Source organism: Turicibacter sp. HGF1, assembly GCF_000191865.1.
Taxonomy (GTDB): domain Bacteria; phylum Bacillota_I; class Bacilli_A; order MOL361; family Turicibacteraceae; genus Turicibacter; species Turicibacter sanguinis.
This window is the reverse complement of sequence record NZ_AEXQ01000077.1, coordinates 45,348-68,611: the sequence shown is the minus strand read 5'-3', so window position 1 is coordinate 68,611 and position 23,264 is coordinate 45,348. Positions and strand designations below refer to the sequence as shown.

Sequence of the window (23,264 nt, the reverse complement as noted above, 5' to 3'; positions counted from 1 at the left end):
GCTTTCAAACCAAAAAGGAGGGGGAGTTAGTGATGAAACTAACTGCTAAAGCGAAATATTCGTATGGTATAGGGGCATTAGGAAAAGATTTAGTTTATGGTATTGTGGGGACCTATTTAATGTTTTATTTTACAGATGTTGTGGGGTTAGCTCCAGCGTTTGTCGGAACATTATTCTTAGTTGCACGTATTTGGGATACAGTAAATGATCCAATGATGGGAATGATTGTAGATAATACCAAAACTCGATTCGGTAAATTTAGACCTTGGATTTTAATCGGAACACTTATTAATGCTGTTGTGTTAATTTTCTTATTCAAAAAACCTGATTTAGAGGGATTACCTTTATATGCTTACTTCTCAGTGATGTATATTTTATGGGGGATGACGTATACCATTATGGATATTCCTTATTGGTCAATGATTCCTTCTTTAACAAAGGATAAACAAGAACGTGAACGTGTGGCTGTTATTCCTCGTATCTTTGCTAGTATCGGTGGTTTAACAATTGGAACATTTGGTTTAACATTTGTTGCCCTTCTTGGGGGTGGAAACGATGTTAAAGGATTTGAATTATTAGCAGTTGTCATTGCAGCCATCTTTATTTTAAGTTCTGTGATTACCTGTCTTAATGTTAAAGAGCCTTCAACATTAACGGCTGAAGGAACAGATAAAAAAGCAGACCGCGTAACATTCAAACAAATGACTCAAATTATCCGTAAAAATGATCAGTTAATGGTCTTCATGGGTGTTGTATTATGTATGAATTTAATGATGCAACTTTTAGGTGGAATGGCGATTTACTACTTTAAGTATGCAACAGGTAATGATGGAATGTTCAAAATTTACAATGGAACAGCAGGACTTGCTGAAATTGGTGGTTTATTATTATTCCCGATTTTAGCTCGTAAAATTGGACGTCAAAAATTATTTAAAGTGGGATGTTTCATTCCAGTTATCGGATTGGTCGGGTTATTATTCTCAGGATTATTAGCACCAAATCAACCGATCTTCACCATGATTTCAGCCATTTTAGTACGTGGTGGAGGAGGGTTCGTCTTAGCTTCAACAACCGTTATGCTTGCAGATGTTGTTGACTATGGGGAATTTAAATTAGGAACACGTAATGAAAGTATTATCTTCTCTGTTCAAACGTTATTAGCAAAAGCAGCGTCAGCCTTTAGTGGATGGGCGATTGGTGTAGGGTTACAATTAATGGGATATGAAGCGAATCAATTACAATCTGCTGGAACAATTATGGGAATGCGTGGATTAATGATTTTCGGACCGATTGTGTTTATCATCTTATGCTTCGTCATTTACAAAAAGTTCTATAAGTTAAATGGAGATTTCCATGAGGAAATCATCATGGAATTAGAAGCACGTCAAGCTTTAAAACCTGCAAAGATTCAAGGATAATAAAGAGCCTCAGCGATAGCTGAGGCTTTCTTTTTAGGTAAAAACGATGATGAAATGACAAAAAAGAAGATAATTTAATCAAATGAATAAGAATACGAGCAGATGTGTTAATACAGTCAAAAATATGTCTTTTTAAATAAAATTCAGGCAATCATTTTCCGACAATCAATCAAAGAATGGAGAAGAAGCCTGTCATATTAACGGAAAATCGACATTGTAAACGGTTAACTATTCGTCTTGTTGGATAGTTTTGTAAAATGATAGATTTTCAAAAATGGGTAAGGATGCTAAAATGTTGTTATATGTTTATTTAGGTTTAACTGGGGGGAATTATAGATGCGAGTATACGAATTTGCACGAAAATATAATATGACAAGTAAAGAAGTTGTAACGGTATGTCAAGAACTAGGGATTGAGGTCAAAGCTCAATCTAAATTAAATGATGAATCTCTTGAAGTACTGAATGGACGTTTAAGTCAAGGAAAAGACACAGAGGTAAAAGAGATAAAAGAGGTCGTGAAGCCTACAGTCATTAAACGTCAAAAAGTTAAAAAGCCAATGTTATATGTGGTAACGGAATGTGAACCATTTACAAACCTTGGAGAGCTTGGAAAAGTTTCGAAAGCATTTGTTGAAGCTCAAGAGGGGGATGTAATAGTGGCTTTACCAAAGTATTTAAATATATCTGAAACATTTGGAAATGAAATGGATTGGCTTATGGATTTACCGGTTAAATTCGGAACACATGAAGCTCGTGCTTCAATTTTTAAATTAGTAGAAGGAAATGTGACGTATTTATTTGTTGGAAATGATCACTACTTCCACCGTAATGAGATTTATGGATTCGCAGATGATGTGGAACGTTTTGCTTTCTTTAATCGTGCCATCTTAGATGTGTTACCTCTTTTAGGAATGCAAGTGGGTGAAATTCAGGTGAATGAATGGCATACAAGTATGTTACCGTTAATGTTACATGTTGATTATCATCAACATCCTTATTTCTCGAAAGTCAAAACAACGTTAAACATTCATAATTTAGAATATCAAGGTTGGTATGATGCAAGCATTTTAACAGAAGTATTAGGAATCAGTCGTGAGTATTATGACAATGGATTGACACGTATGGGGGATTCTGTTAACTTACTAAAGAGTGGAATTGAAACAGCACATAAAGTCGTTTTAACAGATATTAGTGCTGGGCAAATGAAGTTAGATGGAATGGTGAACAGTGGAATTACGGCTGTTTTGGAAAATAAAGTCCTAAATCAAGCAGTATAAGAGATGATGAGTTGTTTCAACAGAAGGTGAAACAACTCTTTTATTTTTCATTTTAAGAGAAGAAAGGAGGACTAAATCTAAATCCGTTAGTTGATTTAGTTTGAAAAGAAGTGCATAATAAAGGTATCTAAAAAAATCAAAATAAGATTCAGAATAAATGGTTAATATTCTGTCTCGTTATAGAAGGTGAATCCATATGTCAATTCAGCGTAATGCACCATGTTGGTGTGGTAGCGGGAAAAAATATAAGCAGTGTCATTTAGATTATGATCGAGTAGTTGAAACATACAAGCGTAAAGGGATTGTGAAAACACCTGAACAAATTGAAGGAATTCGCCGTGCAGGTATTGTGAATACGAAAATTTTAGATCGTGTGGCACAGTTTATCAAAGCAGGAATTTCAACGGAAGAAATCAATACGTTAGTCCATAACTATACGATTGAATTAGGTGGGACACCGGCACCGTTAAATTATCAGGGATTCCCTAAAAGTACATGTACGTCAATTAATGATGTTGTTTGCCATGGAATTCCGTGTGAGGAAGAAGTTTTAGAAGAGGGAGATATCATTAATGTTGATGTCACAACAATCGTTGACGGTTACTACGCAGATGCTTCGCGTATGTTCACGGTTGGAACTGTTTCAAAAGAAAATGAAGATTTAATCCGTGTGACGAAAGAATGTTTAGAACTTGGATTAGCGGAGGCAAAACCAGGGAATCATATTGGTGATATTGGTGCTGTCATTGAAGAACATGCTGAAAAACACGGTTATACAGTAGTCGCTGAAATTGGTGGTCATGGAGTGGGAGTTGAGTTCCATGAAGAGCCGTTTGTACCACACGTTGGAAAGCGTGGAACAGGTCCATTAATTGTGCCAGGTATGACGTTTACAATTGAACCGATGATTAACATGGGAAGGGCAGATGTTTGCCAGGATGAAGAGGATGGATGGACAATCTTCACTGAGGATGGAATGCCGAGTGCTCAGTGGGAATATACTATTTTAATCACAGAAGATGGAAATGAGATTTTAACTCATTAGTTGAAGAGGACGTTAAGTCCTCTTTTTTTACATCATTAAGGTAATGGATAATCAAGATTGTTGAGTTAACTAGGTGGTATCGTATTTAAATGAGTAGGAAAGTTACGGAGAAGGCTTGCATGTGATTGCTATCGGTAAAAAAATTTTATTTACCTTAATGGATGGGGTGCATCATGATTAAATCAACGTAAAGAAGAGGTAGAAAATTAAAGTTTCTACCTCTTTTTTTTATTTAATGGATAAATACTAGGCGCCATGCTATAATTTGTAGAAAGATGTAGAAACATCGTGAGGGGGAAAAACTAAATGAAAAAGTATAAGAGTGTTTTTGTGGGGATTGGAGTGGTTATTGTAACACTGATTGTGTTGAGTATGTGTACAACAAAGATTAAACCAGGGTATGTAGGTGTTGTTTATAGTTTAAATGGTGGAATTAAAGGTCAAGTATTAACGCAGGGGTTACATGTTGTTAATCCACTTTATAAAGTGACGAGCTATTCAGTGGCAACAGAACAAGGATATTTATCTGCGGATTCGAAAGAAGGATCAAGTGGAGATGATAGTTTCTTAATTCCTACTTCTGATGGAAAAACAGTTAATATTGATTTGGAGTATTCTTATCATTTTGACAGTGAGTTATTACCACAAACTTTTACCAAGTTTAAAGGTCAAGATGGAAAGGCGATTGAAGAAACATTTATGCGCGGAAAATTAAAGACGTGGGTTGGAGAAGTTTCATCAAAGTTTTCAGTAATTGATATTTATGGTGATAAACGTACAGAATTAAATGCTAATGTTTTAGAGTATGTAAAAGATAAATTTTATGAATATGGAATAGTAATTGACTCAGTCAATGTTTCCCGTATTGGATTAGATGCTCAAACAGAAGAGGCGATTCAACTAAAAATTAATAAGCAACAGGAGCTAGAAACAGCTCGTTTAGATAAAGAAAAAGCAGAAATACAGGCTGAACAAAAGTTAGTAGAAGCACAGGCTGAAGCAGATGCGAAAAAAATTGAAGCTCAAGCTGAAGCAGATGCTGAATTGATTAAAGCAGAAGCTCAATCGGAAGCTAATCGTATGATTTCAGAGTCATTAACTGAAGAGTTATTAAAATTAGAACAAATTCAAAAGTGGAGTGGAGAAGTTCCGCAAGTGCAGGGAGCCTCAACGCCAATTATTAGTTTGGATTAATATGAAAAGGAGTTGTCTTTTTTACAGATAACTCCTTTTTTTTATAAAGGTTAATAAATTTCGTGAAAACGATTTACCTTAATAAAAATCTATGATAAAATATTACTATAATTATTAATAAAATTTAGTAAAATATTTTCCGAAGGGGAGGAATCGGGTATGAAAACAACAGAAGAAATTCAATCAGTGTTAATGAATCCAGAAATTTTTGAAATCAACCGTTTAAAGGCACATAGTGATCATCGTTATTATCAAACATTAGCAGAAGCAGTGTCTAAAGGTGAGATGACGTGGCGCCACTCATTAAATGGACAATGGTTATTTAAATATAGTGAAAATGTGATGGAGCGTCCAGTTGGGTTTGAAGCGTTAAACTTTAATCTTGATGGATTTGAGCGTATTAATGTTCCAGGGCATATCCAATTACAAGGTTATGATAAACCACACTATGTGAATACTCAGTATCCTTGGGATGGGCATGAAGAATTAAAACCTCCATACATTCCAGTTAACTATAATCCAACGTCATCTTATGTGACTTACTTTGATGTGCCAAAAGAGTGGGGTGGGCAACCAGTTTGTATTTCATTTCAAGGGGTCGAGACTGCTTTTAACGTTTGGTGTAATGGAGAGTTTGTTGGATATAGTGAGGATAGCTTTACGCCAAGTGAGTTTGACTTAACAAATTTTATCAACCGTGAAGGTGAAAATAAATTAGCAGTTCAGGTTTATAAATGGTCAACAGGAAGTTGGCTTGAAGATCAAGATTTTTGGCGTTTATCAGGAATCTTCCGTGATGTTTATTTATTCACGAAACCAACGACTCATGTCGAAGACTTATTTGTGAAAACAACACTAAAAAATGACTATCAGGATGCAATGGTCAGCGTAGACTTCAGGGTAATCGGTGAAGAGGCAACGATTGTCGCACAATTAGTGGATGGAGCAGGTCAAGCTGTAGCAAGTGGAACTTGCGAAGTGGTAAATGAAACAGCACACCTTGAATTAGAAGTAGAAGGTGCTCACTTATGGAGTGCAGAACATCCGTATCTTTATCAATTGCAATTAGAAGTGAAAGTGAAAGGTGAAGTTGTTGAAGCGATTTGTCAACGTGTTGGAGTCCGCCAATTTGAAATGATTAATAAAGTGATGCACTTAAATGGAAAACGTATCGTCTTCCGTGGAGTTAATCGCCATGAATTTAGTGCGACTTATGGACGTAGTGTCACAAATGAAGAAATGGAATGGGATGTTAAATTCTTAAAAGAATATAACTTCAATTCAGTTCGTACGTCACATTATCCAAATGCGTCTTACTTCTATGAATTATGTGATGAGTACGGTCTATATTTAATTGATGAAACGAATCTTGAAACACATGGAACTTGGCAACGTATGGGGGCAGTTGAAGAAAATGACGTGACACTTCCAAACGGACGTCCTGAATTTTTAGAAATTATTTTAGATCGTGCAAAGTCAATGCTTGAACGAGATAAAAACCACCCAAGTATTTTAATTTGGTCTTGTGGAAATGAAAGTTTCGGGGGAGAAAACTTATATAAAATGTCGGAGTACTTCAGACATCGTGATGAAACGCGCTTAGTCCATTACGAAGGGGTATTCTGGGATCGTCGTTTCAATGGGACATCGGATATGGAAAGTCGTATGTATGCAAAGGTTCCAGAAATCCGTGAATACTTAGATAATAATCCTGAAAAACCATTTATTTTATGTGAATATACCCATGCAATGGGCAACTCAAATGGTGGAATGGATCGCTACATTGAATTAGAAAATGAGTATGACATGTACCAAGGTGGATTCATTTGGGATTATATAGATCAAGCATTATGGACTGAAGATCGATATGGTAAGCCATATTTAGCGTTTGGTGGAGATTTTGGTGATCAGCCAACGGATTATAACTTCTGTGTCAATGGAATTATTTATGCTAATCGTGAAGCATCGCCAAAAATGCAAGCGATTAAAGGAGCATATCAACCATTTACAATTGAAGTTAAAGACGGTGGGGCGCAAATTCAAAACAAGAACATGTTCACAAATTTAAATGAATATACTCTAAAGTGGGAAATTGTGCGTGGTGAAGAAGTCGTATCATCTGGTGAGGGATACTATGATTTAGAACCATTATCAACTGGTTTCATTGATTTAGGGATCAATGTGACTCCACATCAGGAAGAACAAGTGATAACCATCTCAATTTGTTTAAAAGAAGACACAATGTTTGCTCCATGTGGTCATGAGGTAGCATTTGGTCAGTTAATTGTGGATGCAGTTAAAGAAGAAGAGATTCGTCCTGTTAAAGCGTTCCAAATTGCAAATGGTGACGTGAATGTTGGAATTAGCGGTGAAGGATTTGAGGTCATCTTTGCTAAAAACTTAGGACGTATGGTTTCAATGAAATATGATGGGATTGAGTATATTCACCAACCAAACTTATCGTTAATGCCAAATTTCTGGCGTGCATCAACGGATAATGATCGAGGAAATCAAGCGCCGATTAGAATGGCACAGTGGAAGTTGGCTTCGATGTATGCCTTCAATGAATTTATGGAAATTAATCGTCTTGAAGAAGGATTAGAAGTTATTTTTACTTATAATTTAAATACAATGCCAGTTTCGCATGCAATTGTTAAATACTTCATTAATAGTTATGGTCAAATTCACGTGACAATGAGTTATGAAGGTGTTGAGGGATTACCAAACATGTTTAAGTTTGGAATGGATTTAGCGATTCCTTGTGAGTTCAATACGTTAACTTGGCGAGGATTTGGACCTGATGAAACGTATGCAGACCGTGAGTTTGGAGCACGCTATGGAACATTTACGAACCAAGTAGCTGACAATCTAGCGGCTTATGTGATTCCTCAAGCATGTGGAAATCATACGGGAGTACGTTATGCAACGCTAACAAACGAATCAGGAGCAGGGTTAAAAATTACAGGAGATGCTCCATTAAGTTTCTCAGCGCTTCCGTACACATCTCATGAGTTAGAAGCGGCGTTCCATCATTATGAATTGCCACCTGTTCACAAAACAGTTCTTTCAATTAATCATCAGGAAATGGGAGTTGGAGGCGATGATTCTTGGGGAGCACGCCCAGACGCAAGATTTGAATTGCCAGCCAACATGAAGTATGAATATAGCTTTGTAATTGAGTCAGTAAAATAGTTAAAATTCTTAGCACCTGAACTTTTTATAGTTTAGGTGTTTTTTTTATAGAAAGTTAATTTTTATTATTTCAACTTTATAAAGAAAGCGTTAATATTAAATCGAAGTATTCATATGAAAGGATATGATGGATGCTTAATGAGTGTTTGATTTTATGAGGAGAAAAGATTTCATCGTGATGTTTTCTGATGAGGGTTCATGCAAAAAATTAATTTATGAGTGGGGGATTAAAGTATGAAAACGACGCAAGAGATTCAGTCAGTGTTAATGAATCCAGAAATTTTTGAAATTAATCGTTTAAAAGCACATAGTGATCATCGTTATTATCAAACATTAACAGAAGCCATTTCTAAAGTACAGATGACATGGCGTCGCTCATTAAATGGAGAATGGTTATTTAATTATAGTGAAAACGTGATGGAACGTCCGGTTGGATTTGAAGCGTTAAATTTTAATTGTCAGAATTTTAATCGTATTCATGTTCCAGGCCACATTCAATTACAAGGTTATGATAAACCTCATTACGTAAATGCACAGTATCCTTGGGATGGGCACGAGGAGTTAGTCCCACCCTATATTCCGACGACATTTAATCCAACGGCTTCTTATGTCACTTACTTTGAAGTACCAAAAGAGTGGGAAGGACAAACGGTTTGTATTTCATTTCAAGGGGTTGAGACCGCCTTTAATGTCTGGTGTAATGGAGAGTTTGTTGGATATAGTGAGGATAGCTTTACACCGAGTGAATTTGATTTAACAAACTTCATCAACCGTGAAGGTGAAAATAAATTAGCAGTTCAGGTTTATAAATGGTCAACAGGAAGTTGGCTTGAAGATCAAGATTTTTGGCGTTTATCAGGAATTTTTCGTGATGTTTATTTATTCACGAAACCAACAACGCATGTGGAAGATTTATTTGTGAAAACAACACTAAAAAATGACTATCAGGATGCAACGGTAAGCGTAGACTTCAAGGTAATCGGTCAAGAGGCAACAATTGTTTCACAATTAGTAGATTCAAATGGACAGGTTGTGGCTAGTGGAGCTTGTGATGTTTTTGATGGATGTGCAAAATTAGAGTTAGATATCACTAATGCTCACTTATGGAGTGCAGAACATCCGTATCTTTATCAATTGCAATTAGAGGTAAAGGTAAAAGGTGAAGTTGTTGAAGCGATTTGTCAACGTGTCGGAATTCGTCAATTTGAAATGATTAATAAAGTGATGCATTTAAATGGGAAACGTATCGTGTTCCGAGGTGTAAATCGTCATGAATTTAGTGCAACTTACGGACGTAGTGTAACAAAAGAAGAGATGGAATGGGATGTGAAATTTTTAAAAGAGCATAATTTTAATGCAGTTCGTACCTCACATTATCCAAACGCTTCGTATTTCTATGAGTTATGTGATGAATATGGATTATATTTAATTGATGAAACGAATCTTGAAACTCATGGGACTTGGAAGTATGGTGTTCCGGTTGAAGAAAATGAGCCGGCTATTCCAAATGGGCATCCCGAGTTTTTAGAAGTCATTTTAGATCGTGCAAAGTCAATGCTTGAACGAGATAAAAACCATCCAAGTATTTTAATTTGGTCTTGTGGAAATGAAAGTTTTGGGGGAGAAAACTTATACAAAATGTCACAGTACTTCCGTGAAGCTGATGAAACCCGCCTTGTTCACTATGAAGGAGTTTTTCATGACCGCCGTTATCATAAAACATCAGATATGGAAAGTCGCATGTATACGAGAGTTCCTGAAATTCGTGAATACTTGGATAACCATCCTGAAAAACCATTTATTTTATGTGAATATACCCATGCAATGGGCAACTCAAATGGTGGAATGGACCGCTACATTGAGCTTGAGGATGAGTACGAGATGTACCAAGGTGGATTCATATGGGACTATATTGATCAAGCGTTATGGACAAAGGATCGCTACGGTAAGCCATATTTAGCGTTCGGTGGAGATTTTTCTGATCAGCCAACGGATTATAATTTCTGTATCAACGGAATTATTTATGCGAATCGTGAAGCATCACCAAAAATGCAAGCGATTAAAGGGGCATATCAACCCTTTACGGTGATTGTAAAAGAGGGTGGGGCACAGATTCAAAACAAGCATTTATTTACGAATTTAAATGAATATACACTGAAGTGGGAGGTTGAATCGGGTGAAAAATTAGTAGCATCTGGTGAGGGATACTATAACTTAGAACCATTATCAACAGGATTTATTGATTTAGGGATCGATATGACGCCACGTCAGGAGGAATTAGTGGTAACTGTTTCAATCTGTTTAAAAGAAGATAAATTATTCGCTTCATGTGGACATGAGATAGCATTTGGTCAATGCATCATAGAGGCAGTTAAAGAAGAAGCAGCTCAACCTGTAAAAGAATTTACGATTGTAGAAGGTAGTACAAATGTTGGAATTCATGGTGAAGGATTTGAAGTGCTGTTTGGTAAAATACTCGGGCGCATCGTATCGATAAAATATGATGGTGTGGAGTATATTCATCAACCAAACTTATCATTGATGCCAAGCTTCTGGCGAGCGGCGACTGATAATGATCGTGGAAGTCGAGCTCATCTTCAATCTGCACAATGGAGAACAGCAACCCTTTCTTCATTCCATGAAAAATTAGAATTTAATCGACGTGTAGACGGCTTAGAAGTAATCATTACGTATAATTTAAATACCATTCCAAGTTCTCATGCTATCGTGACCTACTTTATTAATAGTTATGGACAAATTCATGTTCACATGAGTTATAAAGGTATTGAAGGCTTACCAAATATGTTCAAATTTGGAATGGATTTAGCGATTCCATGTGAGTTTAATACATTAACATGGCGAGGATTCGGGCCAGATGAAACATATGCTGACCGTGAATTTGGGGCTAAATATGGAACTTATACAAATAAAGTTGCTGATAATGTAGCAGGATATGTGATTCCTCAAGCATGTGGAAATCACACGAGAGTACGTTATGCAACCATAACGAATGCAACTGGAGCAGGATTAAAAATTACAGGAGATGCTCCATTAAGTTTCTCAGCTTTACCTTATACATCTCATGAATTAGAAGTAGCGTTCCACCATTATGAATTACCACCTGTCCATAAAACAGTTCTTTCGATTAATGCTCAAGAAATGGGAGTTGGAGGTGATGATTCTTGGGGAGCACGCCCAGAAGCGAGATTTGAATTGCCTGGTAACGAAAATTATGAATACAGTTTTGTGATTGAGTCGGCAAAATAAACTAACAGGGGACCTTGCTGAGTGAAGGTCCTCTTTTGTTTTGAAAAAAGATCCTTTAAATTTTAAAGGATCTTTGAAACTCCTGTTAAATGATTATTGAAAATATTTCACTTATTGATGCATTTGTTGTCAAGCGCTTGTTTCGAATGTAGTAGATTTTTTTGTCTAAAAGATTATGTACGTTTTCTTTGAACTAAGGAGGAATCTCGCGAATATAGTTTATTAGATGAAACAAGCAACCAGAAACACTTCAAACATTAAAGGAGTTGTTACCTATGAGAGTGTATCAAATTAAATTTAATTCAGTTGAAGAGGTTAAAAAATTCGTTAATATTGTTGGAAAATATGGATATGAAATCGAGTTAGAGCGTGATGGTCATAAGGTTGATGCGAAATCAATCATGGGGGTTTTAAGTCTCGGATTCGAAAGACCCTTAAATTTAATTGCTTCTACAGAAAATGCAATTAGTTTACAAAAAGAAATTCAAGGTTATTTATTATAAGATTTTAAACCAATGACAAAAAAGGGGAGGTGTCATTGGTTTTTATTTTGTAAAAGATTTTGGGATAAAAAAATAGAGAGAGGTCGTAGGTGGATATCAGAGAATAGCCTATAAAATTCCGTTTAAATATTAATAATTTTTAGTTAAAAAATAAAGTTTCTAACTCATTATTCGACATTTTGAAAAGTAAATATGTAAAAATTGTAGAAAATACATTATCAATTCATTGGTTTTTTGAATAGAAACGATTCAAATTCGTTAATCTTAATAATCTTCCTAACAACAAATAAAAAAACGGTTAAATTTTAGAAAATAATATAACATTTCTATTCAATCTGTGTTACAATGAAACCGTTAACATAGTAACTGATTTAAACTTTAAATTACTAAAAAACTAAAAAAACTAGGGAATAGTTTCAAGATAGTAGGGGCAAGCATTAAAAGTTTATGTTAGTTATTGATTAAGTTAGAGGGGGATTCAAAAATGAAAAAAGTAACATCGTTATTGTTTGCAGCGACATTAGCAGCTGCAGGTTTAGTTGGATGTAGTAGTGGAAATGAAACAAAATCTGAAACGCCAACGGATTCATCAAGCAATACTGAAGTAAAACCTGAAACGACAACAGACTCAACATCTGGAGATAAAGTAGAAATTAAGTTATGGTTAGATTATGATAATTATGCAGAAGCATTAGAAGAAGCAATCGAAGCAAAATACTCTAATATTGATATTGTTTGGGAACACGTAGAATCAACTCAATCTAGAACTAAGTTAGAGTTAGATGGACCGGCAGGAGTTGGACCAGATATTTTCTTACAGCCACATGATACAATGGCACAATCGATTCAAGGAAATATTTTATTACCACTTGGATCATCTTTAAGTGAGAATGTAAAATCACGTTTTATTGAGAGCGCTGTTGAAACGGCAAAATCAGGAGATCAATATTATGGTGTTCCAATTTCAACTGAATCAATTGCTTTATTCTACAATAAAACATTATTAGAAGAAAATGGATTTGATGTTGCGACAACGTTTGAAGAAGTAAAAGCACAAGGAGATGTGTTTAATAATGCGGCTGAAAATAAATTCATCATGCGTTTTGAAGCGGGGAACGCCTATACGATGCAATTTTTCTTAACAGCAAACGGTTACCAATTATTTGGAGCGGATCATACTGACCCAAATGCAATTAATTTCGATTCTGAAGAGGCAATTGCTGGATTAGAATATTTCAAATCTATGCAAGAATATTTACCAGTCCCTTATGCTGACTTAACAACTGATACCGTTGAAGTTGAGTTCGGTAAAGGAACTGTGCCATACGTTATCGTTGGTCCATGGGCTATTTCTGAAATTAAAAACACAGCAGACTTTGAATGGGGAATTACAACCATTCCAACGATTAATGGGGTTCAACCATTAACATTCTCTGGGAATATCATTGCATCTATTAGTGCTTACACACAACATCCTGATGAAGCACGTCAAGTATTAGAATACATGATTTCTGATGAAGGATTAGAAATTCTTTATAAAGTTCGTGGAGCAATTCCAGCCTTACAAGATCCAACTGTTATTGATGGACTTTCTGATGATGCTTATGTAATGGGAGTTCTTGAACAAGCTCAATTCTCTGAACCGATGCCAAGTATTCCTGAAATGGCAAGTTTCTGGGCACCTGCTGAAACAATGTATCGTTCAGTTTGGGAAGGGTTAGCGACTCCACAAGAAGCGGCTACAAAAGCCATGTCAGATTACGAACAAGCATTATTGTTAGTACAATAATTTAATTTTGAAAGAAGTTATCTAGTTTGGGATAGCTTCTTTTTTTTAGATAAATAATAAGCTAAAATACTGTATTGATGTAAACTAAATATTTAGGATGTCTTGATTATTAAAGGAAAACAATAGATGCGATGATGAAAATAAGGAGTTTAGTTATGAAAGTTGGCGTTATTTCAGATACTCATAATGTTTTAAGAGAAGAGGTGTTAGATTATTTAAAAGACTGTGATTATATTATTCATGCAGGTGATGTCTGTCAGGTAGAGATTATGGAACGTTTAAATCAGATTGCTAAAACGTTCGTGGTAGCAGGAAATAATGATAAAGCACTCGATCTTCCAAAAGATTTAGAAATTGAGTTGGGTGAAATCTTAATTTATGTTGTACACGATAAATTAGATATTCCTAAAAATATGAATCATGTTAATCTTATTATTTATGGTCACTCACATAAGTATGAGTATGAGGAACGTGAGGGGATTAAGTATTTAAATCCCGGTGGTTGTGGACGTCGGCGATTTTCATTACCATTAACCATGGCAATCCTTCATCTAAATGATGATCATATCAAAATTGAAAAAATTGACTTACAATATTAAAAGGAGCATGTCATTAAAGAATGCTCCTTTTTTGTGTTTATGGAATCAGATGAATCCAACCATAAGAATCAGGTATTAATCCCCACTGAATTTTTGTAAGAGTTTCATAAAGTTTATGAGTGAGAGGACCGGTTTCAAAACCATTAATGATAATTTCATCTCCCTTATAATAAAGTTCTCCAATGGGTGAAATAACGGCAGCAGTTCCTGTACCGAACGCTTCAGTTAAGGTTCCATTATGGCCTGCGTCCATTAATTCTTCAATACTTAAAAGTCGCTCTTCTACCGTGATGCCCCAGTCTTTTAGAAGATGGATAATCGAATTACGAGTGACCCCAGGCAAAATAGAACCGTGAAGAGGGGCTGTAATTACCTTGTTATCAATCACGAACATGGCATTCATTGTTCCCACTTCTTCAATATATCGACGATGAATCCCATCTAACCATAATACCTGTGTATAACCGTGCTCTTTCGCTTTTCTCTCGGCGACGATGCTTGAGGCGTAATTTCCACCGCATTTTGTGAATCCCGTTCCCCCGATGACAGCTCGAACATATTCATCTTCAACCCAAATTTTAACAGGGTTCACGCCTTCAGGATAATAGGAGCTGACTGGTGATAAAATGATGATGAATTTGTATTGTTTTGATGGATGAACGCCAACTCCCGCTTCGGTTGCAAACATAAAGGGGCGGATGTATAGAGAGTGTTCAAACTCATCTGGAATCCAATCCTGTTCGTATTTGACGAGTGTTTCAATCGCTTTAATGAATAAATCCTCAGGAACTTCAGGCATACAAAGTCGCGCATTGGATTGATTTAAGCGATGAGCATTTAGTTCAGGTCTAAATAAAGCAATTTGACCATCTTGTAATTTATAGGCTTTTAACCCTTCAAATGTTTCTTGAGCATAGTGAAACACCATGCAAGCCGGGTCGAGTTCAATCGGTCCGTAAGGAATAATTTTAGCATCGTGCCAACCGATTCCTTCTGTATAATCCATTGTAAACATATGATCGGTAAAATATTGTCCAAACCCAAGAGGTTCACCACTCGGTTTTTTCTTGAGATGATTTGAACGTTCAATTTTAATATCCATTATGATTCCTCCTTATGCACAAAAAGAGACTATGCAAGTCTCTCATCTGATTTGACCTTTGATTCAATCCCTTTGTACATGAACACTAGGTCGTTGTAGTGAAATTTATTTTTGTGGTAAAACTGTGCGGCATCTACGTTATTAGTCATCAAGGTAATACCAGCTAGATTTCTTTCTTTCACATACTTCTCCATAAATCGAATCAAGTGTGTTCCATATCCACGATGTTGAAGATCCGGTGAGATATAAAACTCATTTATATTCAATTCATCGTGACGCCACCATGTGCGTTCATGACAAAGTGAAACTCCAACAATTTCTCCATCGTCTTCAAGTAAAAAACCAACAAAGCGTGGCATTTGAGTGAGTTCTTCAATATAGGTTTTAGCTTTTTCAGTAGACCAGCGACAATCCCAAGTCGTTGTATTATAAACTTCAATTAAAAGGTGGGCACAAGCTGCTAGATGTTCGGGCTCGTAGTAGATAATCCTCATTCATTTCACTCCTCTTTCAAGTCTTATACTTCTAACATATGAAGGAGTAGGGGAGTTTATTAAAAACTTCGAAAAAAAGTGATTCATGAGTTTTATCGTAATTGAGGAGAAGATAGCCTATTAGCAGTAAGGAGTTATAAGTTAACTTTTTAAGTAATAGGATGAAATCATTTATTTGGTTAGTTCTTGTACAAAATAATAAAAGAGGTGACTTCTAATGAGCCACCTCTTTTATTATTTTGTAAATGTGAAGGTTGTTTCTTGAGTATAAATTTCGCCTGGTTTTAAAACTTGTGATTCGAAATCAAATGGAACTAAATGTGTTTCAAAACAAGCCCCTAAATGATTTTCTCCCATACGACCATTTTCAAATGTTAAATCTGGTGTTAGGAAATTTCCGGCATAAAATTGCATAGAAGGTGAGGTTGTTGAAACTTTTAAGGTGCGATTTGAATCTAAATGTTTAAAGACAACGGCATGGTCAATATCGCTTAGAAGATATAAGTGATCATATCCTGATGTGTGTTCAAATAAGGGTAACACTTCTTTAGACTTATGATTAACAATCGTTGGTTGATTGAAATCAAATAATGTTCCTTTAACCGGTACTAATTGTGTTGTAAATGATAAGTTTTCATCCACCTCAGCAACATAATCAGCTTTAATTTGTAACTCATGATTATAAATGTTTTCTTTTAAGTTACCTGATAAGTTGAAGTATGCATGTTGTGTTAAGTTTACAATGGTATCTTGATCGGTTGTGGCTTCATAAGTGACTTTAAAGTTGTTTTTGTCAAGAAGGTAGCATACTTTAACTGATAAGTTTCCAGGGAATCCATTTTCTTGATGTGGTAGTGTCGTTGTTAAGGCATAACCTGATGGAATTTCTATCACGTCAAAGTTAGCATAAGTTAAACACTGTGCACCACCATGTAAATTATTAGGTCCATTGTTAAGATCAACGTTAATCGTCTGGCCATTTAATTCGAAGATTCCGTTTTTAATACGATTTGAGGTACGTCCGATAATCGTATTTAAGTAACATCCGTTATCAAAGTAAGATTCAATATTCTCGTAAGCAAGTACTAAGTTTTCACTGTAGTCATCACTTGCAAGAGCAATTTTAGTGATTGCCCCTCCAAGATTTAAAAAACGAACTTCTAACTCTTCATTTTTCATGCTATATTCAACCACATTGATGCCATTGAATATACCTTTTTCAACTGTTTTGTATTCCATTTTTATCCCCCTTAATCATTCATTATAAACTACTTGAACGTCGAATAAGACGAGTCGGAATCGTTACTTTTTTTGCAATTTCACGATCATTGGCAATGCGTTCAATAATTAAGTCAATCGCTGTATCCCCCATGTGTTTTGTATTCATATCAATGGTTGTTAATGATGGAATCGTATACTGTGCTAGTGAGATATTATCATAACTAATAATTGAGACAACATCTGGTACTTTAATGTTATTTTCATTTAATGCTTTTAAGCATCCAATGGCCATCGCATCTGATGCCACGATATAAGCATCAAGAAGATGATCTTTTTTGATAATCTCAGACATGATTTCATACCCTGAATCAGCTGTAAAAGCTCCAAGATAAACATGGCTTTGATTAAATCGTTTCATTTTTGTCATTTCATCAATATAAGTAGTTAAACGCATATCAAGAAGTTCTTGTCCATCTAATGTTTTTTCAATTCCACAGATAAATCCGATTGAATTTAATTTTAAATCTACTAAATATTTAATAATATCTTTTGTTGCTTCTGTTAAATCTGCCATCACGACATCGATATTATAGTGTTTTGAATAGCAGTCAACTAAAACAAGATGGGGATTGATTTCATACAGTTTATCAATCTCATCATGACTGTATTTTCCGAGGGCAATTAATCCATCTAAATTCATGGCAGCAATATCTTCAAATGATTTCATTGGAAGATAGATTTTTTCTAATTTTATATTTTGAACCTGACATTGGTTTTCGATAGCTAATCGAATTGACATATAATACGGATCTGTAATTTCTTCTGCTACTGAATACCAGTAAACTAATCCAATTGTTAATCCGGATGTCTTTTTTGTTGTTTTGTTACGACGACTAAGTGGAACATAATTCAATTTTTCAGCAGTTGCCATAATTTTTAAACGAGTATCATCTGATACATTAAAGTTTTTATCTTGATTTAAAACTCGAGAAATGGTTGTAATAGAAAAACCAGTTAAGTCAGCAATATCTTTAATTTTTGCCATAAGGCGCCTCCTTTCTATGAATAATGAATATTTTTATCACTATTTTCACTATTATTTTATCATCATCTTTCATAAAATAAAACAGAATAGCCGAAACATTTCAAAAAAAATGTAAGGGTTTTAACAAAATACTATTGATTTTTTTAGTAAAAAAGTATAAAATTTTAGTACAGAAAGAAATCGTCAAGTAAAAGAACGAATAAAGGAATAGAAAAATTAAAAAAAGAGAGGGAAATGAAATGATGGTTGAAAATATGAAAGAAGCATTTGAAAAAGTATTCGGTGAGGGGAAAGAAACCAAAATGTTTTTCTCTCCAGGACGTGTTAATTTAATTGGGGAGCATATTGATTACAATGGGGGATGTGTATTTCCATGTGCAATTACTTATGGGACTTATGCAGTTGTATCAGAGCGTGAAGATAAAAAAGTTCGTTTATATTCAGGAAACTTTGAAGAACGCGGCATGATTGAATTTGAATTAACAAATTTAGCTCATACAGAAGATGAAAACTGGAGTGCTTATGTTAAAGGGGTTATGGTCCAATTTTTAGAAGCAGGATATGAAATTGCGAATGGATTCGATGCCTACGTCTTTGGAACAATTCCAAATGGATCAGGATTATCGTCTTCAGCATCACTGGAATTATTAGTGTCACAAATTTTAAAAGAATTAAATGGTTATGATATCACAATGGTTGATATGGTGAAGTTATCACAAAAGGCTGAAAACGAATATGTAGGTGTTAATTGTGGAATTATGGATCAATTTGCGATTGGGATGGGGAAAAAGGACTCAGCTATTAAATTAAATACAAATGATTTATCATATGAGTATGCAGAAGCTAATTTAGGGAATCATTCTATTTTAATTATGAATACAAATAAAAAACGTGAATTAGCGGATTCAAAATATAATGAGCGTCGAGGAGAGTGTGAGGCGGCATTAGAATTATTAAAAACAAAAGTAGATATTAATTTCTTATGTGATTTAAGTGTTGCTGAGTTTGATAATGTCTCAAGGGTATTAAATAAAGATATTTTATATCGCCGTGCAAAGCATGCTGTAACGGAAAATGAACGTGTTAAATTAGCCATTGATGCATTAGGAAGTGGGGACTTAAGACGTTTTGGAAAATTATTAAATGCTTCACATAAATCATTACGTGATGATTATGAAGTAACAGGGACGGAATTAGATACAATTGTTGAACTAGCTTGGGCACAAGAAGGTGTGCTAGGAGCTCGTATGACGGGAGCAGGATTTGGTGGATGTGCGATTGCGTTAGTTAAAAATGAAACATTAGAGACAGTTAAACAAGCAATCGCAAAAGGATATAAAGAAGCCATTGGCTATGATGCAGATTTATATGTTGCCACAATTGGAGATGGAACAAAAACTTTAGTTTAAGGGGAGAAAAGGCATGAATATCAATTATGAAATTAATCGTCTCATCAGTTTTGCATTAACTCATCACATGATCGAAGAAGCTGATGTCTTATATACTGCAAATAAAATCATCGATATTTTAAGATTGCCTGCATTTGAATATGAAGAAGTTCAATTAGAATCGATGGAAAATCCAAGTGAAATTTTAGAAGCTATTTTAGATTATGCTGCTTCAACTGGTGTACTAGAATGTGACAGCATCGATCATCGTGATTTATTAGATACTAAAATCATGGACTGTTTAATGCCACGTCCATCTGAAGTGATTAAAACATTTAATGGACTTCATGCTAATAATCCTAAAGTTGCGACAAGTTATTATTATAATTTAAGTAAGGCTTCGAATTATATTCGAGTAAGCCGTGTTGAAAAAAATTTAAGTTGGAAATCATCAACTAAATATGGTGATTTAGATATTACGATTAATTTATCAAAGCCTGAGAAAGATCCAAAGGCGATTGCGATGGCGAAAAGTCTACCAAGCTCAAATTACCCAAAATGTTTACTATGTAAAGAAAATGTTGGGTATGCTGGGACATTAAATCATCCAGCACGTCAAAACCATCGTATTATTCCTTTAACGTTAACAAATGAAGAATGGTTCTTGCAATATTCTCCGTATGTTTACTATAATGAGCACTGTATCATTTTAAAAGGTGCGCATGAGCCCATGAAAATTTCAGCCAAAACATTTGAACGCTTATTACAATTTGTAGAACAATTTAAACATTACTTCATTGGATCAAATGCAGACTTACCGATTGTCGGGGGATCTATTTTAACACATGATCATTTCCAAGGTGGAGCTTATGAATTTGCAATGGAGAAAGCACCGATGTTAAAAACGTTAAATGTTTTAAATTTTGCAGATGTTGAAGTTGGTTTTGTGAATTGGCCACTTAGTGTGTTACGTTTAAAATCAACGGATCGTCATCGTTTAGTAGAACTTGGGGATATTATGTTAAAGCATTGGCGTGGGTATAGCGATGAATCATTAGGAATTTTAGCTTATACAGATGAAACACCTCATAATACGATTACACCAATCGCTCGTTTTAAAGAAGGAAAATATGAGTTAGATTTAGTGTTACGTAATAATCGTACATCTGAAGATCATCCTGATGGAATCTATCATCCTCATGCTCACTTACATCATTTGAAAAAAGAAAACATTGGGTTAATTGAGGTTATGGGATTAGCTGTTTTACCAGGACGTTTAAAAGATGAATTAGAGGTAGTAAAAGAAGCCCTTATTTTACGAGATGCAGATGTCTTAATAAATGCTAAGTTAGAAAAACATGTGCCATGGCTTGAGGAAATGCTAAGACGTTATGAAGCGGTGGAAGTTTGCAAAGCCATGTCAATTATTGAAGCAGAAGTAGGTTCTAAATTTGTAGAGATTTTAGAATGTTGTGGCGTTTATAAACTAGATGAAGAAGGATTAGCGGGGATACAACGCTTTATTAACTCAATTAATCGTTCATTTTAAGGAGGAAGTTAAATGAAAGTTTTAGTAACAGGTGGAGCTGGCTATATTGGTTCTCATGCCGTTTATGCATTAATTGAACAAGGGCATGACGTCGTAGTCGTTGATAATTTAGTGACTGGGCATCGTGGGGATGTTCATCCGGAGGCGACTTTCTATCATGGAAGTATTGCAGATTATCGTTTTATGACAGAGGTCTTACGCAAAGAATTGGTAGATGGAGTCATCCACTTTGCGGCTTACTCTTTAGTCGGGGAAAGTATGACAAATCCATTTAAATATTATGATAATAACATGAGTGGAACAAATGTTTTATTAAAAGCAATGGAAGACTGTGGGGTAAAAAATATTGTCTTCTCATCTACTGCTGCCACATACGGAGAAGCACAAAATATTCCAATCCTAGAAACAGATCCAACAAACCCGACAAATGTTTATGGAGAAACAAAATTAGCAATGGAACGTATGATTAACTGGTACCATAAAGCTCATGATACAAATTATGTTTCATTACGTTATTTCAATGTAGCGGGAGCACATGAATCAGGATTAATTGGGGAGAAACATGATCCTGAAACGCATTTAATTCCAATTATTTTACAAGTTGCATCAGGACGCCGCGAAGCGATTAATGTTTTTGGTGATGATTATGAAACAGCAGATGGGACTTGTATCCGTGACTACATTCACGTTTGCGATTTAGCAGAGGCTCATATTTTAGCGATGCAATATCTTGTAAACGGTGGAGAAAGTACAATTTGTAACTTAGGAAATGGGGAAGGATTCAGCGTGCTTGAAATGATTGAAGCAGCACGTGAAGTGACGAACCACCCAATTCCAGCGATTATTTCACCACGTCGTGCAGGTGATCCGGCAAAGTTAATTGCTTCTAGTCAAAAAGCAAAAGAAATTCTAGGTTGGATGCCAAAGCATCCGGCAGTTAAAGATATGATCGCAAGTGCGTGGGCGGTTGAACAAAAACGAATAGTAAAATAACAGCGAAAAACGATAGCAGGTGCTATCGTTTTTTTACTTAAATTGAGATAAAGGGGAAGAAAAATTGACAAAAAATGATAAAATAAAACCTATAAAAAGACTATATAGACAATAAGTGTCCATGTTCTATGGTATAATAGGAAAGAAATGGTGAAGTTATGTTACAAGGGAAAGATTTAAAGTTTAATCGGATTTTATCCATTTATCAACGCCTAATAGAAGGGCGAGTTTTAAATAAACAACAATTAGCTCTAGAATTTGGTGTTAGTGAAAAATCCATTCAACGCGATATTGAACATTTAAACATTTATCTAGGGGAACAAACGGAGCGAGCTGACTTAATGATTAAGTATAGTCGGAAGCAAGGTGGATATATTTTAGAAAATGCTGAACAATATCATTTACGCCGAGAGGATATTTTTGCAATCATCAAAGTTATGTTGGGGACGCGGGCGTTTAATCAAAAAGAAATGAATGATTTGATTAACATGTTGTTAAAACAGATGGATCAATCTAATCAAAAGATGATTAAGGAATTGATTGGGAACGAACTTTTAAATTATGTTCCATTGCAGCATAATGAAGAACTATTAACAAAGGTCTGGGAATTTAGCGAGATTATTCAAAGAAGACAGGTTATTGAGATGTCTTATACACGCGAAGATTTTATTACAATTAAGCGTTATCTACAGCCAGTTGGCATTATTTTTTCTGAGTATTATTTTTATTTAATTGCTTATATGGAAGAATTGAAGCCGAATGCTTTAGATTACAATCACGTTAAAGATGATCATTTACGTATTTTTAGAATTGATCGCTTTAATGATTATAAAGTAATCAATCGAAATTTCTACGTCCCTTATTCAAATCGCTTTGAAGAGGGAGAGTTTAGAAAAAGAATTCAGTTTATGTATTTGGGAGAACTTTTACGTGTAAAATTTGAATTTTATGGCCCTCGAATTGAACCAGTCCTTGACCGTCTTCCAACAGCCACTATTATCGAACAAGATTTTAATAAATTTGTTGTTGAAGCAGAGGTCTATGGTAGAGGGATTGACATGTGGTTAAGGAGTCAGGGGAGTGCAGTTAAAGTACTATCACCTAGTAGTTTAGTTGATGAGATGAAAAAAGAAGCACAACGAGTTTTAGAGTTGTATTTAGAGTAAAAAATTTTTGAATTGAGAAGA

General features: G+C 35.1%; 17 protein-coding genes. 13 read left to right on the top strand and 4 right to left on the bottom strand.

Translation table 11 applies throughout. The features are described from left to right. Window positions 1-32 precede the first annotated feature (32 nt). The 9 genes from melB to HMPREF9402_RS07510 all read left to right on the top strand — a co-directional run bounded on the left by melB (window position 33) and on the right by HMPREF9402_RS07510 (window position 14,285). Window positions 33-1,418, top strand: a complete 1,386-nt coding sequence (gene melB / locus HMPREF9402_RS07550; protein WP_009607003.1) for a melibiose:sodium transporter MelB — start codon at window positions 33-35, stop codon at window positions 1,416-1,418. 336 nt (window positions 1,419-1,754) lie between these two features. Then, on the top strand, window positions 1,755-2,696 hold the full coding sequence (locus HMPREF9402_RS07545) for a translation initiation factor IF-2 N-terminal domain-containing protein (protein ID WP_006784369.1): 942 nt from the start codon (window positions 1,755-1,757) through the stop codon (window positions 2,694-2,696). 196 nt (window positions 2,697-2,892) lie between these two features. Further along, the gene (locus HMPREF9402_RS07540) at window positions 2,893-3,741 is read left to right on the top strand and encodes a methionyl aminopeptidase (RefSeq protein ID WP_009606981.1); all 849 of its coding nucleotides are present in this window, start codon (window positions 2,893-2,895) and stop codon (window positions 3,739-3,741) included. 306 nt (window positions 3,742-4,047) lie between these two features. Further along, on the top strand, window positions 4,048-4,935 hold the full coding sequence (locus HMPREF9402_RS07535) for an SPFH domain-containing protein (RefSeq protein ID WP_009607015.1): 888 nt from the start codon (window positions 4,048-4,050) through the stop codon (window positions 4,933-4,935). Window positions 4,936-5,094: 159 nt separating this feature from the next. Continuing rightward, the gene (locus HMPREF9402_RS07530) at window positions 5,095-8,127 is read left to right on the top strand and encodes a glycoside hydrolase family 2 TIM barrel-domain containing protein (protein WP_009607017.1); all 3,033 of its coding nucleotides are present in this window, start codon (window positions 5,095-5,097) and stop codon (window positions 8,125-8,127) included. Between the two features lie 234 nt (window positions 8,128-8,361). Further along, window positions 8,362-11,394 carry a glycoside hydrolase family 2 TIM barrel-domain containing protein gene (locus HMPREF9402_RS07525; protein WP_009606996.1) on the top strand — a complete coding sequence of 1,011 codons (3,033 nt, stop codon included), beginning with the start codon at window positions 8,362-8,364 and terminating at the stop codon, window positions 11,392-11,394. Between the two features lie 275 nt (window positions 11,395-11,669). Continuing rightward, window positions 11,670-11,897: an HPr family phosphocarrier protein gene (locus HMPREF9402_RS07520; RefSeq protein WP_009607006.1), complete on the top strand. Its 228-nt coding sequence runs from the start codon at window positions 11,670-11,672 to the stop codon at window positions 11,895-11,897. 484 nt (window positions 11,898-12,381) lie between these two features. Then, window positions 12,382-13,686, top strand: a complete 1,305-nt coding sequence (locus tag HMPREF9402_RS07515) for a sugar ABC transporter substrate-binding protein (protein ID WP_009607023.1) — start codon at window positions 12,382-12,384, stop codon at window positions 13,684-13,686. Between the two features lie 155 nt (window positions 13,687-13,841). Continuing rightward, entirely contained in the window at window positions 13,842-14,285 is a 444-nt protein-coding gene (locus tag HMPREF9402_RS07510; RefSeq protein WP_009607016.1) for a metallophosphoesterase family protein, read from the top strand. A gap of 37 nt (window positions 14,286-14,322) precedes the next feature. Here the strand turns inward: HMPREF9402_RS07510 and HMPREF9402_RS07505 are convergent, their stop codons facing one another. The 4 genes from HMPREF9402_RS07505 to HMPREF9402_RS07490 all read right to left on the bottom strand — a co-directional run bounded on the left by HMPREF9402_RS07505 (window position 14,323) and on the right by HMPREF9402_RS07490 (window position 18,147). Beyond that, window positions 14,323-15,387, bottom strand: a complete 1,065-nt coding sequence (locus tag HMPREF9402_RS07505) for a branched-chain amino acid aminotransferase (protein WP_006784361.1) — start codon at window positions 15,385-15,387, stop codon at window positions 14,323-14,325. Between the two features lie 29 nt (window positions 15,388-15,416). Then, entirely contained in the window at window positions 15,417-15,881 is a 465-nt protein-coding gene (locus HMPREF9402_RS07500) for a GNAT family N-acetyltransferase (RefSeq protein ID WP_006784360.1), read from the bottom strand. 234 nt (window positions 15,882-16,115) lie between these two features. Beyond that, window positions 16,116-17,120, bottom strand: coding sequence for an aldose epimerase family protein (locus tag HMPREF9402_RS07495; RefSeq protein ID WP_006784359.1), 1,005 nt, complete (start codon window positions 17,118-17,120; stop codon window positions 16,116-16,118). Window positions 17,121-17,142: 22 nt separating this feature from the next. Next, window positions 17,143-18,147, bottom strand: coding sequence for a LacI family DNA-binding transcriptional regulator (locus tag HMPREF9402_RS07490; RefSeq protein ID WP_006784358.1), 1,005 nt, complete (start codon window positions 18,145-18,147; stop codon window positions 17,143-17,145). Between the two features lie 239 nt (window positions 18,148-18,386). Between HMPREF9402_RS07490 and HMPREF9402_RS07485 the strand changes: the two genes are divergently transcribed. The 4 genes from HMPREF9402_RS07485 (at window position 18,387) to HMPREF9402_RS07470 (ending at window position 23,243) form a co-directional block, all read left to right on the top strand. Continuing rightward, a complete protein-coding gene (locus HMPREF9402_RS07485) occupies window positions 18,387-19,556 on the top strand; it encodes a galactokinase (RefSeq protein WP_006784357.1) in 1,170 nt (389 codons plus the stop codon). 13 nt (window positions 19,557-19,569) lie between these two features. Beyond that, complete coding sequence (gene galT / locus HMPREF9402_RS07480; protein WP_009606999.1) at window positions 19,570-21,084, top strand: UDP-glucose--hexose-1-phosphate uridylyltransferase; 1,515 nt, start codon at window positions 19,570-19,572, stop codon at window positions 21,082-21,084. A gap of 12 nt (window positions 21,085-21,096) precedes the next feature. Next, window positions 21,097-22,077, top strand: a complete 981-nt coding sequence (gene galE / locus HMPREF9402_RS07475; RefSeq protein ID WP_006784355.1) for a UDP-glucose 4-epimerase GalE — start codon at window positions 21,097-21,099, stop codon at window positions 22,075-22,077. A 158-nt stretch (window positions 22,078-22,235) separates the two neighbouring features. Next, complete coding sequence (locus HMPREF9402_RS07470; protein WP_009606988.1) at window positions 22,236-23,243, top strand: helix-turn-helix transcriptional regulator; 1,008 nt, start codon at window positions 22,236-22,238, stop codon at window positions 23,241-23,243. The last annotated feature ends 21 nt before the right edge of the window (window positions 23,244-23,264 follow it).

Excerpts from the sequence above, each read along its gene's own strand:
- HMPREF9402_RS07510 (WP_009607016.1), top strand. The coding sequence starts at position 13,842 with ATGAAAGTTGGCGTTATTTCAGATACTCATAATGTTTTAAGAGAAGAG.
- HMPREF9402_RS07545 (WP_006784369.1), top strand. The coding sequence starts at position 1,755 with ATGCGAGTATACGAATTTGCACGAAAATATAATATGACAAGTAAAGAA.
- HMPREF9402_RS07520 (WP_009607006.1), top strand. The coding sequence starts at position 11,670 with ATGAGAGTGTATCAAATTAAATTTAATTCAGTTGAAGAGGTTAAAAAA.
- galE (WP_006784355.1), top strand. The coding sequence starts at position 21,097 with ATGAAAGTTTTAGTAACAGGTGGAGCTGGCTATATTGGTTCTCATGCC.
- HMPREF9402_RS07490 (WP_006784358.1), bottom strand. The coding sequence starts at position 18,147 with ATGGCAAAAATTAAAGATATTGCTGACTTAACTGGTTTTTCTATTACA.
- HMPREF9402_RS07470 (WP_009606988.1), top strand. The coding sequence starts at position 22,236 with ATGTTACAAGGGAAAGATTTAAAGTTTAATCGGATTTTATCCATTTAT.
- HMPREF9402_RS07500 (WP_006784360.1), bottom strand. The coding sequence starts at position 15,881 with ATGAGGATTATCTACTACGAGCCCGAACATCTAGCAGCTTGTGCCCAC.
- HMPREF9402_RS07540 (WP_009606981.1), top strand. The coding sequence starts at position 2,893 with ATGTCAATTCAGCGTAATGCACCATGTTGGTGTGGTAGCGGGAAAAAA.
- HMPREF9402_RS07505 (WP_006784361.1), bottom strand. The coding sequence starts at position 15,387 with ATGGATATTAAAATTGAACGTTCAAATCATCTCAAGAAAAAACCGAGT.
- melB (WP_009607003.1), top strand. The coding sequence starts at position 33 with ATGAAACTAACTGCTAAAGCGAAATATTCGTATGGTATAGGGGCATTA.
- HMPREF9402_RS07530 (WP_009607017.1), top strand. The coding sequence starts at position 5,095 with ATGAAAACAACAGAAGAAATTCAATCAGTGTTAATGAATCCAGAAATT.
- HMPREF9402_RS07515 (WP_009607023.1), top strand. The coding sequence starts at position 12,382 with ATGAAAAAAGTAACATCGTTATTGTTTGCAGCGACATTAGCAGCTGCA.
- HMPREF9402_RS07485 (WP_006784357.1), top strand. The coding sequence starts at position 18,387 with ATGATGGTTGAAAATATGAAAGAAGCATTTGAAAAAGTATTCGGTGAG.
- galT (WP_009606999.1), top strand. The coding sequence starts at position 19,570 with ATGAATATCAATTATGAAATTAATCGTCTCATCAGTTTTGCATTAACT.
- HMPREF9402_RS07495 (WP_006784359.1), bottom strand. The coding sequence starts at position 17,120 with ATGGAATACAAAACAGTTGAAAAAGGTATATTCAATGGCATCAATGTG.
- HMPREF9402_RS07535 (WP_009607015.1), top strand. The coding sequence starts at position 4,048 with ATGAAAAAGTATAAGAGTGTTTTTGTGGGGATTGGAGTGGTTATTGTA.
- HMPREF9402_RS07525 (WP_009606996.1), top strand. The coding sequence starts at position 8,362 with ATGAAAACGACGCAAGAGATTCAGTCAGTGTTAATGAATCCAGAAATT.